The sequence below is a fragment of the Peribacillus sp. S4 genome (assembly GCF_046715815.1).
GTDB lineage: Bacteria > Bacillota > Bacilli > Bacillales > DSM-1321 > Peribacillus > Peribacillus frigoritolerans.
Genome location: NZ_CP175708.1, coordinates 1378698 through 1395609 on the forward strand (window position 1 = coordinate 1378698; position 16912 = coordinate 1395609).

Below are 16912 nucleotides of genomic sequence, written 5' to 3' on the forward strand. Positions count from 1 at the left end.
GAGAGCGGTTTCATAGGGTAAATTATATGGATGAATCAGGATAGTGGCAATAGAAATTTTTAAAGTGATAGGCAATGTTGCAGAGAAAGTCGTTTCTATACTTCATACAAAAGCAGGTAATCCCACTAAAATAAAAGCGTGATTCTTAATTTTTGGTTCTTGTTGACAGAGAACGCTTACTGTATTATATTTTGTTTGTGGGAGCGGTTCCACGAAAAAAAATAATTCTATTAATTAATGGAAACGGTTCCAAGAAGGGGGCGTATATGGAAAACATTAAACAGAGATTGTCTGCAATTTATGGAGAATCGGATACAGAAAAGATGTGGCCTGAACTAAAAGGGAAGCTTGTGGAAGCAAAAGAAACACCTTATAAAGAAAGAAAACAAGAATGGGATGAGAAGGATATCGTCCTGATTACATATTCGGATCAATTTCAGGAGGAAGGACAGCCTACACTGGCGACTTTTGAGAAGGTATTTGATCGTTATTTAGCAGACAAATTTGAAATTGTCCATCTGCTGCCTTTTTATCCATATTCGTCGGATGATGGCTTTTCGGTAGTGGATTATAAGAAGGTCAATCCAATTGCAGGAGATTGGGAAGATGTTGAAAAACTATCGAAGAAAACGAGAATCATGTTTGATTATGTGTGCAATCATATTTCAGCAAAGAGTGATTGGTTTATAGAGTACAAAAAAGGAAACCCTGAATATTCCGGCTTCTTTACAGAGATGGATCCAAATGTAGATCTGAGTTCAGTAACAAGACCGAGATCCACACCTGTCCTAACCAGGTTTAAAATGGAGGATGGATCGGAAAAGCATATTTGGACGACATTTAGTGAAGACCAAATTGATTTGAATTTCAAAAACCCAAAAGTTTTATTAAGAATGATTGATATTCTATTATTCTATATTGAGCAAGGTGCGGAATATATCAGGCTGGATGCGGTAGGGTTCATGTGGAAAGAAGTCGGAGGGACTTGCATCCACCTTGAAAAAACGCATCAAATCATAAAATTGTTCCGTGATATTGTTGAGGAAGTTGCTAAAGGAACTGTCATCATCACTGAAACGAATGTACCTCATAAAGATAATATTTCATATTTCGGCAATGGAAGCGATGAGGCGCATATGGTTTATCAATTCCCTTTACCGCCGCTTGTGCTTTACTCCATTAATCGCGGAAATGGGAGCGCTCTCACAGAGTGGGCAAAAAATCTACAGCCAGCAGGGGAGAATACAACATTCTTTAATTTCCTTGCCTCACACGACGGTATTGGATTGAATCCTATTCGCGGCATTATCTCAGAAGAAGAAATTCTCGATATGGTAACAGACCTGAAAAGGGAAGGCGCAAAAGTAAACTACAAAAAAAATCCAGATGGCACGGAAAGTCCGTATGAAATCAATGTGACATACTTGGACGCTTTGAATAAACTGTCGGATAATGATGAATTAAGGGTGAAACGCTTTTTAACGGCACATTCTATTTTATTATCACTTCAGGGAGTGCCTGCGGTTTATATCCAGAGTATATTAGGATCCAGAAATGATTATGAAGGTGCTGCCAAAACAGGAATGAACCGTTCAATTAACCGCCAGAAGTATAGTTTGGATAAAATTGAAACTGAACTTGAGAAATCAGGTTCTTTACGAAGCAGGATATATGGGGAGTTAACGGACATTATCCAAATTAGAAAAGCAGAAGCATTATTTCATCCGGATGTACCGATGGAAATTTTGGATAAAGGTGAAAAAGTATTTGCACTTAAAAGAGGAAATGATCCCCAGAAAAGCCTGGTCAATATTCATAATATTGCGAATGAACCTGTTGATTTCAATATTTCAGGAGATTTTATAAATATTATAACGGGGGAAGAAATGGCTTTCGACGGTTCTATTATACTAAGTCCCTATCAATTCCTTTGGTTGAAAGCGATTTAACTAGGAGGTAAAAAGATGAAATTCAACATCCTAAGTTTGGTGGTTATCTTAGTTTTAAGCATTACTTTGTCAGCCTGCGGCGGGAATGGAAAGACAGGAGAAGATGCAAAAACGACGATTGAGTTCATGCATTCCTCTGTAGAACAAGAGCGTCTAGCCGTCATCAACAAGCTGGTAAAAAAGTTCGAGAAAGATAATCCCACTATTGAAATCAAGCAGGTTCCAGTTCAAGAAGATTCATATAATACAAAAATCATCACTTTAGCAAGTGCCGGAAAACTCCCTGCGGTCCTTGAAGTGGGACATGATTATGCCAAAGTCATGGATAAAGAACAACTTATCGACAAAGAGGCAGTCAGTAATACGCTTGATAAAGCTGGTAGCCAAAACTTCTATGATGGTGCCTTAAAATTATTAACACCAGAAGATGGGAAAGGACACACTGGTGTCCCTATCAGTGGCTGGGTTCAAGGCATTTGGTTTAATAAAGAAATGCTGGCATCTAAAGGATTTGAAGAGCCGAAAACCTGGGAAGATGTAATGTCGATCGCAAAGGCATTTACTGACAGCGGCAATAAAAAGTATGGTATTGGTTTGCCGACTGTTGAAGGGGGATTTTCAGAGCAGGCATTTTCACAATTCGCTCTTTCGAACAATGCGAATGTACTTGATGGCAAAGGACAGTTGGATTTTAATAAACAGGCGATGAAAGAAGCGCTGACTTATTATAAAAAATTGGCCCGATACACGATGCCTGGTTCAAATGATACCACTGAAGTGAAAGATGCATTCATGAATGGCACAACTCCAATGGCGGTATATTCGACATATATCCTGCCTTCTGTTTATGAAGAAGGGGATGCAGGAAATATTGGGTTTGCAATTCCGGAGAAAAAAACTAAAGCGGTGTTTGGAACGGTTTCTGCAATCACGATTTCTTCTGGATTGGATGAAGATCAAAAAGAAGCAGCGCAGAAATTCACAACATTTTTGTCCAAACCAGAAAATATGACCGAGTGGGTGTTAATGTCCCCAGGCGGTGCACAACCAGTTAGTAAAGCGGTTACAGAAAATGCCGCATATCAGGCAAATGAAGTTGTAAAAGCCTTCGGAGACTTATCAACCGAAATCGCAGCATCATTCAATGATATCCAAGTGTTTGGTTTGGTTGGTGAAAAAAACTACTTGAAAATGGGAGATATATCGAGTTCAGGCACTATTCCCAAATTAGTGAATGATATAACAGTCGGTGAAAAAAGCGTTGATATCGAACTTGAAAACGCAGAACGGAAAATGAAAGAGATCTTAAAGAAATAAGGCACAACAGAAGGTGATTAAGGCCCTCAATTTTTAGAAATATGTCCAAGGTCTACGCCTAACGATATAGTTAGAAAATCCCTTATTGGTTTGTATGATTTAAAAAATGTGATTATTTAGGGGGACCGTGAAAATGGAGCAAAGAGGGAAATCAGATTTGAAATTGGCAGTGGTGCTACTTTTCCCAAGTGTCTTTTTAGTGCTTTTGCTTGTTGCATACCCAATGATATCTAACATAAAGATCAGCTTTTTTGATCTTCCAATCAACCCAAGGCTAAGTGCAACCTTTGTCGGGTTAAAAAACTATACAGATATACTGACGGATATCGAATTTTTAAAATCATTGGGAATTACCCTTTTATACATGATTTTAGCGGTGGCAGGGAGTACAGCCTTGGGATTGGTTGTGGCTATCTTTTTTAACCGTCCATTCAAATTCCGTAAGGCTGCCCGTTCATTAATTATCCTGTCATATGTTACACCTTCAATTTCTTTGGTTTTTGCTTGGAAATACATGTTCAATAATGGCTATGGTGTCATAAACCATTTAGGGGTTGACGTGTTTCATTTATTTGAAAAGGCACCACTCTGGTTTGACAACCCTGTCAGCAGCTTCATTCTAGTCGTTCTTTTTGCAATATGGAGATACTTTCCTTATGCGTTCATCTCATTCCTGGCGATATTGCAGACGGTGGATAAAAGTTTATATGAGGCGGCAGAAATTGATGGGGCTTCCACATGGGAAAAGTTCAAAAACGTTACCATCCCGGCAATTATGCCGGTGCTGATAACCATTATAACTCTACGGTCCATCTGGTTGTTCTATATGTTCACAGATGTATATCTGTTAACAAACAAAGTGAATATTATTGGGATTTACCTATATGAAACGGCATTTGCTTTTAATGATCTCGGTAAAGCAGCATCCATCTCTGTAATTCTTTTTATTATTCTTTCTATCGTTATAATAGCATCAAGAAAGCGGGTGAAATTAAATGGCAATGGCTAGCAGTAAAAAGAATAAAGCAGCAAGAAAGATCGGGTTTTATCTTGGGCTGATCATCCTGTTGACTATTTCCCTATTCCCTTTCTTCATCATGTTGATGACTTCCTTTAAAAGTTCGAAGGAAGCGGTTGCTACTAACCCATCCTTTTTTCCAAAGAATTGGACATTCCAGCATTATGTAGATATTTTTAATCCCGACATCTTCCCCTATTTAGCTTATTTTAAGAATAGTTTAATAGTGGCCCTTACTGCAGCATTGCTGTCCGTTGTAATAGGCATTTTCGGGGCTTATGCCCTTTCGAAATTGAAGTTTATCGGAAAAACCACCATAAATGCCAGTTTTTATACGGTGTATATGTTGTCTGGGATTTTACTTGTCGTTCCTTTATTTAAGATCATCTCCGGACTTGGGTTATATGATACGAAAACGGCACTGATTATCACCATGATTGTTCAAACGCTTCCAACCTCGATATTCATGTTAAAAAGTTATTTTGACACTATCCCGGAGGATCTGGAGGAAGCGGCGATGATTGATGGGTTGAACCGTGTGCAGATCATTTTCTATATTATCATTCCACTAGCCATATCAGGTATCATTTCCGTTTTTGTATATTCCTTTATGGTCGCTTGGAATGATTACCTATTTGCATCCATTTTCTTGTCGGATTCCGCAAACTTCACGCTTCCAATCGGCTTAAATGCATTGTTCAGTACACCTGACTATATATGGGGCAGAATGATGGCCGCTTCACTTATAACGGCGCTGCCTGTGGTAGGGATGTACGCAATCTCCGAGCACTTCATAAAAGGAAACTTGACTGAAGGCGGAGTGAAAGGATAAACGGAATAACAAATAATTGAGAGAAGGTAATTTATTATGAAAAAACTAGTTGCAGTAAAACCAAGGGTAGCGGAATTGCTGGAATATGAAGACAGGTCCATAAGTCCAAATGAAGTGAAAATAGAAGTGCAGTTCGCCTCTCCTAAACATGGCACGGAAGTTATAGACTTTCGCGGGATGACTCCTTTTATGGATGAGGACTTTTCTGAAGAATGGCGCATGTTTATGCCACGGGAAGAAGATACAACTAAAGGAATCGTCTTTGGTGAATTCCAGCTTGGAAATATGGTTGTAGGTCAAATAATCGAAGTTGGTTCCGAAGTAACGGGATTCCAGGTGGGGGAGACTGTTTGTACATATGGACCAATCAGGGAAACCGTTATTGTAAATGCAGTTGATAATCACCGTTTACGTAAAATGCCAGAAGGTTCAAAATGGCAAAATGCCGTATGTTATGATCCCGCACAATTTGCAATGAGCGGTGTACGCGATGCCAATGTCCGTGCAGGTGATTACGTAGTTGTGGTTGGACTGGGTGCAATTGGACAACTGGCTATCCAGCTGGCTAAAAAAGCGGGTGCGAGTATAGTTGTCGGCATTGATCCTTTGAACCAGCGCCGGGATATTGCACTACGTAACGGGGCGGATATTTGTTTTGATCCAACCGTTTGCGATGTTGGTTTTGAAGTGAAAAAGCTGACAAACAAAATAGGCGCTGATTCAATCATCGAAACAAGTGGCAATGCCGCAGCTTTGCAGGCAGCACTAAAGGGTATTGCATATGGCGGGACCATCTCATATGTAGCCTTTGGAAAGGCTTTTCCTGAAGGCTTGAATTTTGGCCGCGAAGCACATTTCAATAATGCTAAGATCGTGTTCTCCCGCGCAGCAAGCGAACCTAATCCAGATTATCCACGATGGAATAGAAAGCGGATAGAGGAGACATGCTGGGAGTTGCTGATGAACGGGTATCTGAATTGTGAAGACATCATCGAACCAATCGTTACGTTTGAAAAGAGTGCAGAAGCGTACATGGAATATGTAGATCAGCATCCTGAACTAAGTATTAAAATGGGTATCGAGTATAAAAAATAAAAATGTTATAGACCAGCTGTAGCGGTTTCCTTACAATTTGAAAAATTGTAATTCTGCTTATATAGGTGAATTTTTCATTTTAATACATGTGTTTGGGGGAGTTATTAATGAAAATCGGCACACAGGACCAGGAGTTTTTCCCTAGGGATATCAAAGAAAAATTCCATTTTTTAAAAGAGGCTGGCTTTGAAGGGTTTGAAATTGATGGCAGACTTCTAGTTGACCATCTAGACGAAATAAAAGAAGCCATAGCCGAAACAGGATTCCCTGTTACGACTGCCTGTGGGGGCTATACAGGCTGGATTGGTGACTTTATCGAAGAACGCAGACTAAATGGTTTAGGGGAAATAAAAAAAATCCTGGAAGCGTTACAAGAAGTAGGTGGGAAGGGGATCGTCGTTCCAGCTGCATGGGGCATGTTCACTTACCGTCTGCCCCCAATGGTTTCTCCAAGAAGCCGGGAGGGGGATAAACAGTCCATAAGCAATTCCCTTCTCTACCTGGACACAATCGCAAAAGAGACGGGGACGACAATTTTCCTGGAACCACTGAATCGCTATCAGGATCATATGATCAACACACTAGCCGACGCAAGAGGCTATATAGAAGAAAATGATTTGACCCATGTAAAAATCATTGCGGACTTCTATCATATGAATATTGAAGAAGATGGTATTTCTGAGGCATTGCACAAAAATCGGGACTTGATTGGGCACATTCACTTGGCAGATAATCATCGTTTTCAGCCAGGTAGCGGCTCATTGGATTTCAAGACCCCTTTTAATCAACTAAAAGAAGATGGATATGATGGCTTTTTAACACTTGAATGCCGTGTAAGGGGAAATGATCCAAAAGAAGAATATTTAAAAGCATTGCGTCACCTCCAACAATCATTAGGCTTTAGAGGGGCTGAACAAGGATGAAGAAGAAAGTTGCGATAATTGGTGGAGGCCAAACGGCAGAAAAAGTGCATGTTCCCTACTATCTTACACGTGAAGAAGTAGAAATCGTCGCAGTCGTTGGACGAAATATGGAGCGGACAAAAAACTTTGCGATACGGAACGGAATTGCTAGCTCATATACGGATGCAAATCAGATGTTTCAGGCAGAACAGCCAGACATCGTTAGTGTCTGCACGCCGAATCGATATCATTATGAAAATGTGATAAAGGCTTTGGAATATGGCTGTCATGTAATGTGCGAGAAACCACCGGCTATATCCGCTGTAGAAGCAAAGCATATGTATGAAGTTGCTAATGAAAACAATCTTATTCTTGCCTATAATTTTCATCACCGATTTGCTGATGATGTTAACATCTTGCGAAAAAAAGTGACAGAAGGTGTGCTGGGGGATATTTATGTCGTAAAAGCAAAAGCCCTGCGCCGCAGCGGTGTACCTGGGTGGGGGGATTTTATAAATAAAGAAGCGCAAGGAGGGGGCCCGCTAATAGATTTGGGTGTCCACATGCTTGATGCCGCCCTCTATGTTTTGGGGTATCCAAATGTGGAGAAGGTAACGGCCAAGATGTTTCAAAAAATTGGCCCCAAAAAATCACATGGCTCATTTGGGGAATGGGATCCAAAAAAGTTTGAAGTCGAAGATTCCCTATTTGGCTTTATTGAGCTTGAAGGCGGCTGCTTGCTGCAACTCGAGACTTCATTTGCTTTAAATATTAAAGAAACTTCGATCATGAATGTGGAATTCTGTGGAGATGAGGCGGGAGCAACACTTTTTCCTGCCAGTATTTATACTGATCAAAAAGGTGAGTTAGTGACGATTTTGGACAGAAAGACAGCTGATCCAGACAGGCTTCAGAAAGGAATGGCTGCCTTTGTTGATAAATGTTTGGGCAAAGAAGTCATGGTGGCTAATGGTAGAGAAGGTCACTTGATCTTGCAGCTTATCGAAGCTCTCTATCAATCTGCTGAAAAAGGTGAAAGTGTAACCATATGAAAAAATTAGAGGAAAACGAATTTGACCTGCGTTATATAAATAAATTTGCTAGTTTAATGACAATAGGGAATGGTTACTGTGGTCTGCGAGCCACTCATGAAGAAAACTATGCAGACCAAACAAGGGGTATGTATGTAGCCGGTATTTATAATAAAGCTACGGCAAATGAACCGTCCGAATTAGTCAACTTGCCAGATATGATAGGGATGCATATTGAGGTCGATGGAGAAACCTTTTCACTGCAAACGGGAGAAGTCCTTTCATATAGTCGCCAGCTAAACTTTGAGACCGGGGAATTAAACCGTGAAATATTATGGAAAAGCAATTCAGGTGCACGTTACCGCTTTACTTTTCAACGTTTTACAGCAAAAAATGACCTCCATGTCCTTGGTACAAAATTAACGGTCATTTCTTTAGACAAAAAGACTCAAATAAAAATAGTTACAGGAATCAATGCGCAGCAAACTAACTTTGGAAGGCAGCATCTTATTGAAGAAAAGGTTCGTGTAATTGAAGGGGACCTGATACAGGGGATCTATAAAACGACTGAATCAGGGCATGCGATTGCACTAGCGGCGTGTTTTACGTGTTCAGGAGAAAATGATATATCTCATTCAGCAAAAAATAGGCAGCTGCTATCCACGATCAAGCAGGATCTTCTGACTGGTACCCCTTTTACTCTAGAAAAAATCGGTACCATTTATACGTCACTGGATGCAGATATTATGGGGAAAAGCCCTGAAGTGGCCGGTGTTGTGGCACTAAGAAAATACTCTTTAGATGGATATGATGCTTTACTTGAAAAGTCAGCAGAGAGGTGGGCACAATTTTGGAAGCAAAATCGCATCAAAATAACGTCAACCAAGGATTTTGATCAGCTTGCTGTTGATTTTTCTATATATCAAATAGAAGTCATGACACCAGCCCATGATGAACGTTTCAGTGTCGGCGCTAAGGGTTTGACGGGAGAAGGCTATAAAGGTCATGTTTTTTGGGATACTGAAATGTTCATTTTACCGTTCCATCTGTTTACAGATCCTGAAAAGGCGAGAAAACTATTACGTTACCGTTATTTAAAACTGGAACATGCAAAAGCAAAAGCTGCAGCCAATGGATTTGAAGGTGCTTTATTCCCTTGGGAAAGTGCTTTAACCGGAGAAGAGGAAACACCTGAATTTGCGGCCATCAATATTAAAACCGGAAAGCGGCAGAAAGTCGCATCCGCTATAGCTGAACATCATATCGTAGCTGACATTGCTTATACTGTCGTGGAATATTACCAAAATACTTTGGATGATGCTTTTATGAGAAAAGAAGGGCTTGAGCTGCTTAAAGAAACGAGCCGGTTTTGGATCAGCAGGGCTGTAGAAGAAAAGGGACAGTTGTTTATCAAAGATGTCATCGGGCCGGATGAATACACTGAACACGTTGATAATAATGCATTTACAAACTATATGGCTTGGTACAATGTTGAGCAGGCACTTTATTATATGGACAAGTACGGGGATTCAGATATGGTGTTAATGAAACGAGGACAAGAATTTCTAATGCGTTTATATTTACCAAAGGCCAATGATCATAAAATCATTCCCCAGGATGATACGTTCCTCAGCAAGCCTGAAATTGATCTATCCCGTTATAAAGAATCTCAGGGCAGTCAAGGGATTCTTATGGATTATTCACGTCAAGAAGTAAATGAAATGCAAATTTTAAAACAAGCGGATGTCGTTATGCTTCTTTATCTGTTTCCGGACCTATTTCCAATTGATGTAGTCTCTGAAAATTTGGATTATTATGAGGAGCACACCATCCACGATTCTTCACTGAGCAAAGCGATTCATGCCATCGTAGCAGCGAGAGCGGGTGAAAAAGCGAAATCATACAAATTTTTCCACGAGGCGTCTTTAATCGATTTGGGACCGAACCCATCATCATCGGATGAAGGAGTTCATGCTGCATCCCTTGGTGCCATCTGGATGGCAACAATGTTCGGTTTTGCGAATGTCTCGATCAAGGATCATCGCTTAAGTTTAAAACCTAACATGCCATCGGAATGGACGGAACTTGCTTTTCCAGTAATTTTCCGAGGGTCGCGCTTACATATCAACCTTACACATGATAAAGCCGTAATAACGAAGGTTGCGGGTGACGATGTACCAATAGAACTAAACGGTGCTGAATATTTGCTTACAAACAAAGTTGAAGTCAGCCTCCAATAGCAGAAGATAGCTTCGCTCTAAAAGACTTGCACTTGCAAGGAGATCATTTGAATGGATTTTACTTGCTTGCTTTCACGATTATTCATAAGAAGAACTCATCAGGCATCATTCAGGAGGTAAACATGAAAATTGTAATTGCACCAGATTCATTTAAAGAGAGTTTACCATCAGACCAGGTCGCAAGAGCCATTCAATCCGGTTTTCAGTCCATTTTTCCAAAAGCGGAGTATCATTTGCTTCCAATTGCAGACGGCGGTGAAGGCACTGTTCAAGCTTTGGTATCCGCTCACGGGGGAAAAGTCGAAAGCATTTCCGTTACCGGTCCACTGGGACTGCCGGTTAAAGCGAAAATAGCTTTCTCTAATGATGGTGAAACAGCATTTATCGAAATGGCGGAAGCATGCGGATTACATCTTGTACCTCTAGATCAACGAAATCCCTTAAATACTACTTCTTTTGGTGTGGGTGAGCTGATGCTTCACGCTATGAACCAAGGTGCTTCAGAATTGATCATTGGAGTTGGCGGGAGTTCGACCAATGATGGAGGGGTAGGTATGGCTTCCGCGCTTGGTTATGAATTTTTTGATGTTGAAAGAAAAGCAGTAAAGGGTGTCGGCAAGGATCTTTTTAATATTGCTTCAATGTCTGATAGTAACCGTGACCGGCGATTAGATCTTGTCAATATTACGATTGCAGCAGATGTGGAAAATCCCTTAACGGGCAATAACGGCGCAACCTATATTTATGGTCCGCAAAAAGGGCTTCCAGAAGATATGCTGGGTGAAATGGATAAAGCCATGTACAGGTTTTATCAAATGGCAGGAAATTACTTAGGGATGGATGTCTCCTGCTTACCAGGGAGTGGTGCAGGGGGAGGGATTGGCGCCGGTCTGGTGTTATTTACAGGGGCAAAACTAAAAAAGGGCATTGAACTTATGTTAGAGTACCTAAAGGTAAAAGAAATTTGCAAAGATGCAGATATAGTGATTGTGGGAGAAGGGAAAATGGACCGCCAAACAATATTTGGAAAAGCACCCTCAGGTGTAGCGAAATGCGCACCACCAAAAGCGAAAGTAGTAGCGATTTGCGGAAGTGTGGGTGAGGGATCTGAAGTTCTTTACGATCATGGGTTTGATGCCATATTCCCGACCATTCCTGCAATACTTCCAATCGAAAACATTCTAGGCGGCGCATTTAAAAATATAGAGAGAACATCTCGAAATGTTGCAGCACTTCTTCGATAAGAGAGGGTCGATTATAATGGAAGAAAGATTTATTGATGCAGTTGTATTTGACCTTGATGGAGTCATAACTGATTCCGCGCATTATCATTTCCTGGCTTGGCAAGAACTGGCTCGTGAACTGGGTATTGGCATTGACGAGGTCTTTAACGAGAGGCTAAAAGGGGTAAGCCGCATGGATTCCCTTGAGTTGATTTTACAAGAAGGGAATCAGCAACATGACTTTACTTTAAGCCAAAAAGAAACAATGGCTGAAAAAAAGAACCTTCACTACTGTGAGTTTCTGAATGAATTGACGCCTCAAGATATACTGCCAGGGATTTTGGAGCTGATTACCCATATTAAATTCGAAGGAATTTCCATTGGTCTTGCTTCTGTTTCCAGAAATGCAAGCACTGTATTAAAGGCACTCCAGTTAGAGGAAACTTTTGATTACGTTGTAGATGCTGCAAAAGTGAAAAAATCGAAGCCTGATCCAGAAATTTTCTTGACGGCATGTAAACAACTCGATGCGAATCCAAAACGATCAATCGGAATTGAGGATGCTTCTGCAGGGATTGACGCCATCAAGGCAAGCGGGATGTTCGCTGTAGGTGTGGGAAAGACTCTTTTTAAAGCCGATTATCAGGTACATGCAACGAAAGAACTTCAATGGGAAATGATAAAGTCTGAATATATGAAATGGAGAGAAAGATAGTTCTCCAAGATACCTTTTAAGTGGATGGTAATACATTGGTGCCGTACTTCATTGAGTCTTTTATTTCAGAAAAGACTTACCTGCACATCCTCCAGTTAATTGCCGACATCTTGAAAGATATGAACCCGTCCCCTTAAGGTGGACGGTTTTTTCATATGTTCATATGAAACTAACAACTAGATGTATATCATTCATCTCTTACTAAAAAAGGAAAATTGATTCACCAGAACTAACGTCTTTTTTTTTATCTTGATTTATTCATTCCTTCACAGTAAATACTATCTTTTATGCTTAAAGTTCATGCAGTCAAATATGAATTAAAGCCAAATAATCAAATTAATATTTGTACCAATGAATAAAATATATTATTATCAATTTAATAAGCAGGTATGAAAAGGGAGGATTTTTAATGAAATTTCCACACGATTTTTTATTCGGAGCAGCTTCTGCTTCTTTTCAAATAGAAGGAGCATGGGATGAAGATGGTAAAGGTATAACGAATTGGGATGTTTTTTCAAAGATTCCGGGGAAAACTTTTGAAGGTACAAATGGGGATGTAGCGATAGACCATTATCATCGTTACAAGGAAGATATTAAATTAATGGCAGAGATGGGACTTGAATCATATCGCTTCTCCATTTCATGGGCCCGTATTTTGCCAACAGGTGATGGGGAAGTCAATGTAAAAGGCTTGGAATTTTATAATAATGTGATTAATGAATGCTTAAAATATGGGATTGTCCCATTTGTTACGCTGTATCATTGGGATTTGCCTTTGACGCTTGAACAATTTGGGGGATGGACGAATAAGCGAACAGCTGAAGCATTCGTCAAGTATGCGGAGATTTGTTTTCGCGCATTCGGAGATCGAGTCAAACATTGGATTACGTTTAATGAAACGGTTATGTTTTGCGGTTTAGGGTATTTAAAAGGAGCGCACCCGCCTGGAATCCAAAACGATGAAAATAAATACTTTCAAGCAACACATTATGTATTTTATGCACATGCCAAAGCGGTAGAGGTATACAAGGCACTGAATCATTACGGTGAAATTGGGATTACCCATGTATTCCTGCCAGCTTATAGTATTGATGACAAACATGAAAATGTATTAGCTGCTCGGCATGCCAATGAATATGAAACCTTTTGGTATTATGATCCAATTTTAAAAGGTGAATATCCAGCTTATGTGGTTGAGCAATTAAAGGAGAGAGGTTGGACACCAAGTTGGACAGAAGAAGAACTGGATACGCTAAAAAGGAATGCGGAGAAAAATGATTTTATTGGACTCAATTATTACCAGCCCATTCGGGTGGAAAAATACCTGGAAGCCGTTTCAAACATGGAGCATTCAAGAGAAACATCTACTCTGGCTCCAGGGAACCCGTCTTTTGATGGCTTTTATCGGACTGTAAAAATGGAAGATAAAACCTATACAAAATGGGGTTGGGAAATCTCACCTGAAGGATTTTTAGATGGGCTGCATATGTTAAAAGAACGTTACGGCGATATTAAAATGTATGTTACAGAAAACGGACTTGGTGATGAGGATCCGATTATCGATGGTGAAGTAGTAGATGTTCCGCGCATTAAGTATATTGAGGAACACTTAAAAGTGATTAAACGTGCAATCAAAGAAGGTATCCATTTAAAAGGATATTACGCATGGTCTGTCATTGACCTTTTAAGTTGGTTAAACGGGTATAAGAAGCAATACGGATTTATTTACGTGGATCATCATGATCAGTTAAAACGGAAAAAGAAGCTGTCGTTTCATTGGTATAAGCATATTATCGAGACGAGAGGAGAAGAGCTGTAAATTGAAAGGAAACCTCTTGATCTTAATCAAGGGGTTTGTCAGACTGTAGACAAACTCAATGAAAATCGAGTATGTCTACGATTTTTTATTGGTTTTTAGACTTTGGACGTTGATTTCCGCTCCAGGCACTCGCTTTCCGCGGGCGGTCCGCGAGCCTCCTCGGCTTGCGCCTGTGGGGTCTCCCAAGACGCGCTATTCCCGCAGGAGTCTCGTACCTTTCTCTCCAATCAACTTTGTTATAGCATATAATTAGAAACCAAACATGAAGAGTTGAAGGTGTTGGTTTGGGAATATCATTTGATGAAAGATAAGTTTTCCGTCTACAAACTGTGGGTCCCGGTCTACATGATTGGGCCTATAGTTTTTTTATGGCTTGCACAATTTGGACGTTGATTTCCGCTCCAGGCACTCGCTTTCCGCTTGCGGTCCGCCCTTGGCTTGCGCCTGCGGGGCCCTTACGCGCTATTCCCGCTGGAGTCTCGCACACCCGCTCCAATCAACTTAACTTTAGATAGAACTACTTTTGTCTACAAACTTAGAAAACCACTTTATTTTAATCAAGAGGTTTTGTGTATAGGGCAGAGCATGTTTTGAGCAATCTTTCTCAAAACATGCTTTTTTCCATTGTTCACTGATCAAGTTTCCGGTATGGGGAATTAGACCAAAGTTCAAACCTCCTGATTCGTAGTCTGAATCTCCGGCTTCAAATTAACTAGACTGGAAAAATGGTCCCGGATTGTAATATTAATGTAAAAATATTCAAAAAGTTGTAAACAAATGTTAACGTTTCTAACAATGTACAGTTTTACGTTTTACTGTATAATGTTGAAGCATGGTCGAAACCATGTAAAATAACCTTACAAAAGGAGATTATATATGACGATTATTTCTTAGTTTTGAAAAGTCCCCCGCTTGGTTTGTCCCGTTGAAAAATGCCTACAATAATTTGATTAATTTCAAACAAGTAACTCCCTCTAAAATGAAAGAATGTCATTTTCATGATGATGCTAGATTCCAATCTTAAAAAACGATTAAGGATGTGAGTTTGAAAAAGATGATAAAAGATTCTAGATTTCAAGGATATAACATGAAGGGTTTTCAAAAAGACGTAACGGCAGGATTGGTCGTAGGGGTTGTAGCCATTCCTTTAGGACTGGCTTTTGCAATTGCTTCAGGCGTCGAACCGATATACGGGTTATATACGACCATCATCGCAGGAATCCTCATTTCGATTTTGGGTGGCTCCAAGTATCAAATTGGCGGGCCGACCGGGGCGTTCGTTCCTTTATTATTTGGAATCGTTATGCAATATGGGTATGAAAGCCTGCTTATTGCCGGGTTTTTAGCGGGGATAATGTTAGTCCTGATGGGTCTGCTTAAGTTAGGTAATTTGATGAAGTTCATTCCCCGTCCTGTCATCATTGGATTTACAACAGGAATTGCGATAATAATCTTTTCAGGGCAAATTGCTAACTTCCTTGGTATGAAAGTGGAAAAACATGAAGCTTTCATGGATAACATGAAGGAACTGGTGATTAAAGCAGACACGATCAATCTATATAGTGTGATTGTTGCAATTATATGTTTGGTCGTCATACTGCTGGCACCTAGACTTTTGCCACGAGTGCCAGGACCGCTTCTGGGTCTGCTGATTTCCACAATTGCAGCTTACTTTTTATTTCCCGATAAGGTGGCTACGATTGGTTCTACGTATGGAGCGATTCCGAAAGGTTTTCCGGAATTCCAAGTGCCGGAGCTATCAGTGGAAGTCATTATCACACTCCTTCCAGTTGCTTTTACGATTGCCTTGTTAGGCGGTGTCGAGTCATTGTTATCCGCTACCGTTGCGGATAACATGGGGGGTACCAAGCATGATAGTAATAAAGAGTTGGTTGGTCAAGGAATCGCGAACATCGCGACGCCATTCTTCGGCGGGATACCTGCAACAGGCGCAATAGCCAGGACAGCTACCAATATAAAAAGCGGGGCAGCCTCCCCGATGTCCGGAGTCATTCACGGAATTGTCGTTTTACTGGTTTTGCTGGTGCTTTCCCCATTTGCAGCGCATATACCTTTGGCTAGCATGGCACCCATATTGATGTTTGTTGCCTGGAATATGAGTGAAAGAAAGGAATTCGCTCATGTATTGAAAACGAAGACGGCGGATTCTGCGGTTTTGCTAGTCACCTTCCTCATCACTGTCTTCACTGATTTAATCATGGGAGTGGGAATCGGCTTATTGATTGCATTCATCACCTTCATTGCAAAAATGAGCCACACGTTAAAGGTTAGGGAAAGAAGTCATGAGATTACCGAGATTGTTCCAATTGATAATTCGGATTCGAAGATCAATGTGTATAACTTGGAAGGACCTCTTTTCTTTGGTTCGATAGACGTCCTGGAGTCATCGATATTGGAGAACTTGGATAATAAGACGAAAGTGTTGGTATTAAGCATGCGCCGGGTAACATATATGGACACTTCAGCAGAGGCAGCACTATTGGCGATCGTTAATCGCATCGGAAAATATAAGGGGAAATTGATCATTTCCGGAATTCAGAAGCAACCAAAGGAATTGTTACTCAGCACTGGATTGTATCATAAAATAGAAAAACAGCACTTTTTTAAATCGAAGGAAGATGCCCTGTATTTTGCCAAGAAGCAGCTGAAGGGCAATTCGGATAAAGTAGTCTAATAGTTTCATCTTGAAGTCACCTTTTCGGATAGATATGTTATAGTATCGTTAACAGTAGATTTTTTAAAGAAGGTGA

The 16912-nt window shown here is 40.4% G+C and carries 12 protein-coding genes; all 12 read left to right on the top strand.

Going from position 1 to position 16912, the window contains the following annotated elements; all coding sequences use genetic code 11:
* The first annotated feature begins 266 nt into the window (after nt 1-266).
* The 12 genes from ACJ9PY_RS06655 (at nt 267) to ACJ9PY_RS06710 (ending at nt 16836) form a co-directional block, all read left to right on the top strand.
* Complete coding sequence (locus ACJ9PY_RS06655) at nt 267-1949, top strand: sugar phosphorylase (protein ID WP_098864379.1); 1683 nt, start codon at nt 267-269, stop codon at nt 1947-1949.
* 15 nt (nt 1950-1964) lie between these two features.
* Nucleotides 1965-3266: an ABC transporter substrate-binding protein gene (locus tag ACJ9PY_RS06660; RefSeq protein ID WP_063577024.1), complete on the top strand. Its 1302-nt coding sequence runs from the start codon at nt 1965-1967 to the stop codon at nt 3264-3266.
* 133 nt (nt 3267-3399) lie between these two features.
* Nucleotides 3400-4275, top strand: a complete 876-nt coding sequence (locus ACJ9PY_RS06665) for a carbohydrate ABC transporter permease (RefSeq protein WP_063596427.1) — start codon at nt 3400-3402, stop codon at nt 4273-4275.
* Entirely contained in the window at nt 4268-5116 is an 849-nt protein-coding gene (locus ACJ9PY_RS06670) for a carbohydrate ABC transporter permease (protein WP_063596559.1), read from the top strand. The genes ACJ9PY_RS06665 and ACJ9PY_RS06670 overlap by 8 nt, the downstream gene beginning before the upstream one ends.
* Before the next feature lie 36 nt (nt 5117-5152).
* Nucleotides 5153-6211 carry a zinc-dependent alcohol dehydrogenase gene (locus ACJ9PY_RS06675; RefSeq protein WP_187050655.1) on the top strand — a complete coding sequence of 353 codons (1059 nt, stop codon included), beginning with the start codon at nt 5153-5155 and terminating at the stop codon, nt 6209-6211.
* A gap of 107 nt (nt 6212-6318) precedes the next feature.
* On the top strand, nt 6319-7134 hold the full coding sequence (locus ACJ9PY_RS06680; RefSeq protein ID WP_098864382.1) for a sugar phosphate isomerase/epimerase family protein: 816 nt from the start codon (nt 6319-6321) through the stop codon (nt 7132-7134).
* Nucleotides 7131-8165: a Gfo/Idh/MocA family protein gene (locus ACJ9PY_RS06685; protein WP_411739681.1), complete on the top strand. Its 1035-nt coding sequence runs from the start codon at nt 7131-7133 to the stop codon at nt 8163-8165. Before ACJ9PY_RS06680 ends, ACJ9PY_RS06685 begins: the two co-directional genes overlap by 4 nt.
* The gene (locus ACJ9PY_RS06690; protein ID WP_411739682.1) at nt 8162-10384 is read left to right on the top strand and encodes a glycoside hydrolase family 65 protein; all 2223 of its coding nucleotides are present in this window, start codon (nt 8162-8164) and stop codon (nt 10382-10384) included. Before ACJ9PY_RS06685 ends, ACJ9PY_RS06690 begins: the two co-directional genes overlap by 4 nt.
* 122 nt (nt 10385-10506) lie before the next feature.
* The gene (locus ACJ9PY_RS06695) at nt 10507-11628 is read left to right on the top strand and encodes a glycerate kinase (protein ID WP_411739683.1); all 1122 of its coding nucleotides are present in this window, start codon (nt 10507-10509) and stop codon (nt 11626-11628) included.
* A gap of 16 nt (nt 11629-11644) precedes the next feature.
* Nucleotides 11645-12322, top strand: a complete 678-nt coding sequence (gene pgmB, locus ACJ9PY_RS06700; RefSeq protein ID WP_098864384.1) for a beta-phosphoglucomutase — start codon at nt 11645-11647, stop codon at nt 12320-12322.
* Between the two features lie 409 nt (nt 12323-12731).
* Entirely contained in the window at nt 12732-14141 is a 1410-nt protein-coding gene (locus ACJ9PY_RS06705) for a glycoside hydrolase family 1 protein (RefSeq protein WP_411739684.1), read from the top strand.
* A gap of 1054 nt (nt 14142-15195) precedes the next feature.
* Nucleotides 15196-16836, top strand: a complete 1641-nt coding sequence (locus ACJ9PY_RS06710) for a SulP family inorganic anion transporter (protein ID WP_411740245.1) — start codon at nt 15196-15198, stop codon at nt 16834-16836.
* Nucleotides 16837-16912: the final 76 nt, after the last annotated feature.

Coding starts and splice junctions, on each gene's coding strand:
- ACJ9PY_RS06665 (WP_063596427.1), top strand. CDS start 3,400: ATGGAGCAAAGAGGGAAATCAGATTTGAAATTGGCAGTGGTGCTACTT.
- ACJ9PY_RS06680 (WP_098864382.1), top strand. CDS start 6,319: ATGAAAATCGGCACACAGGACCAGGAGTTTTTCCCTAGGGATATCAAA.
- ACJ9PY_RS06655 (WP_098864379.1), top strand. CDS start 267: ATGGAAAACATTAAACAGAGATTGTCTGCAATTTATGGAGAATCGGAT.
- ACJ9PY_RS06695 (WP_411739683.1), top strand. CDS start 10,507: ATGAAAATTGTAATTGCACCAGATTCATTTAAAGAGAGTTTACCATCA.
- ACJ9PY_RS06690 (WP_411739682.1), top strand. CDS start 8,162: ATGAAAAAATTAGAGGAAAACGAATTTGACCTGCGTTATATAAATAAA.
- ACJ9PY_RS06670 (WP_063596559.1), top strand. CDS start 4,268: ATGGCTAGCAGTAAAAAGAATAAAGCAGCAAGAAAGATCGGGTTTTAT.
- ACJ9PY_RS06675 (WP_187050655.1), top strand. CDS start 5,153: ATGAAAAAACTAGTTGCAGTAAAACCAAGGGTAGCGGAATTGCTGGAA.
- ACJ9PY_RS06685 (WP_411739681.1), top strand. CDS start 7,131: ATGAAGAAGAAAGTTGCGATAATTGGTGGAGGCCAAACGGCAGAAAAA.
- pgmB (WP_098864384.1), top strand. CDS start 11,645: ATGGAAGAAAGATTTATTGATGCAGTTGTATTTGACCTTGATGGAGTC.
- ACJ9PY_RS06705 (WP_411739684.1), top strand. CDS start 12,732: ATGAAATTTCCACACGATTTTTTATTCGGAGCAGCTTCTGCTTCTTTT.
- ACJ9PY_RS06660 (WP_063577024.1), top strand. CDS start 1,965: ATGAAATTCAACATCCTAAGTTTGGTGGTTATCTTAGTTTTAAGCATT.
- ACJ9PY_RS06710 (WP_411740245.1), top strand. CDS start 15,196: ATGATAAAAGATTCTAGATTTCAAGGATATAACATGAAGGGTTTTCAA.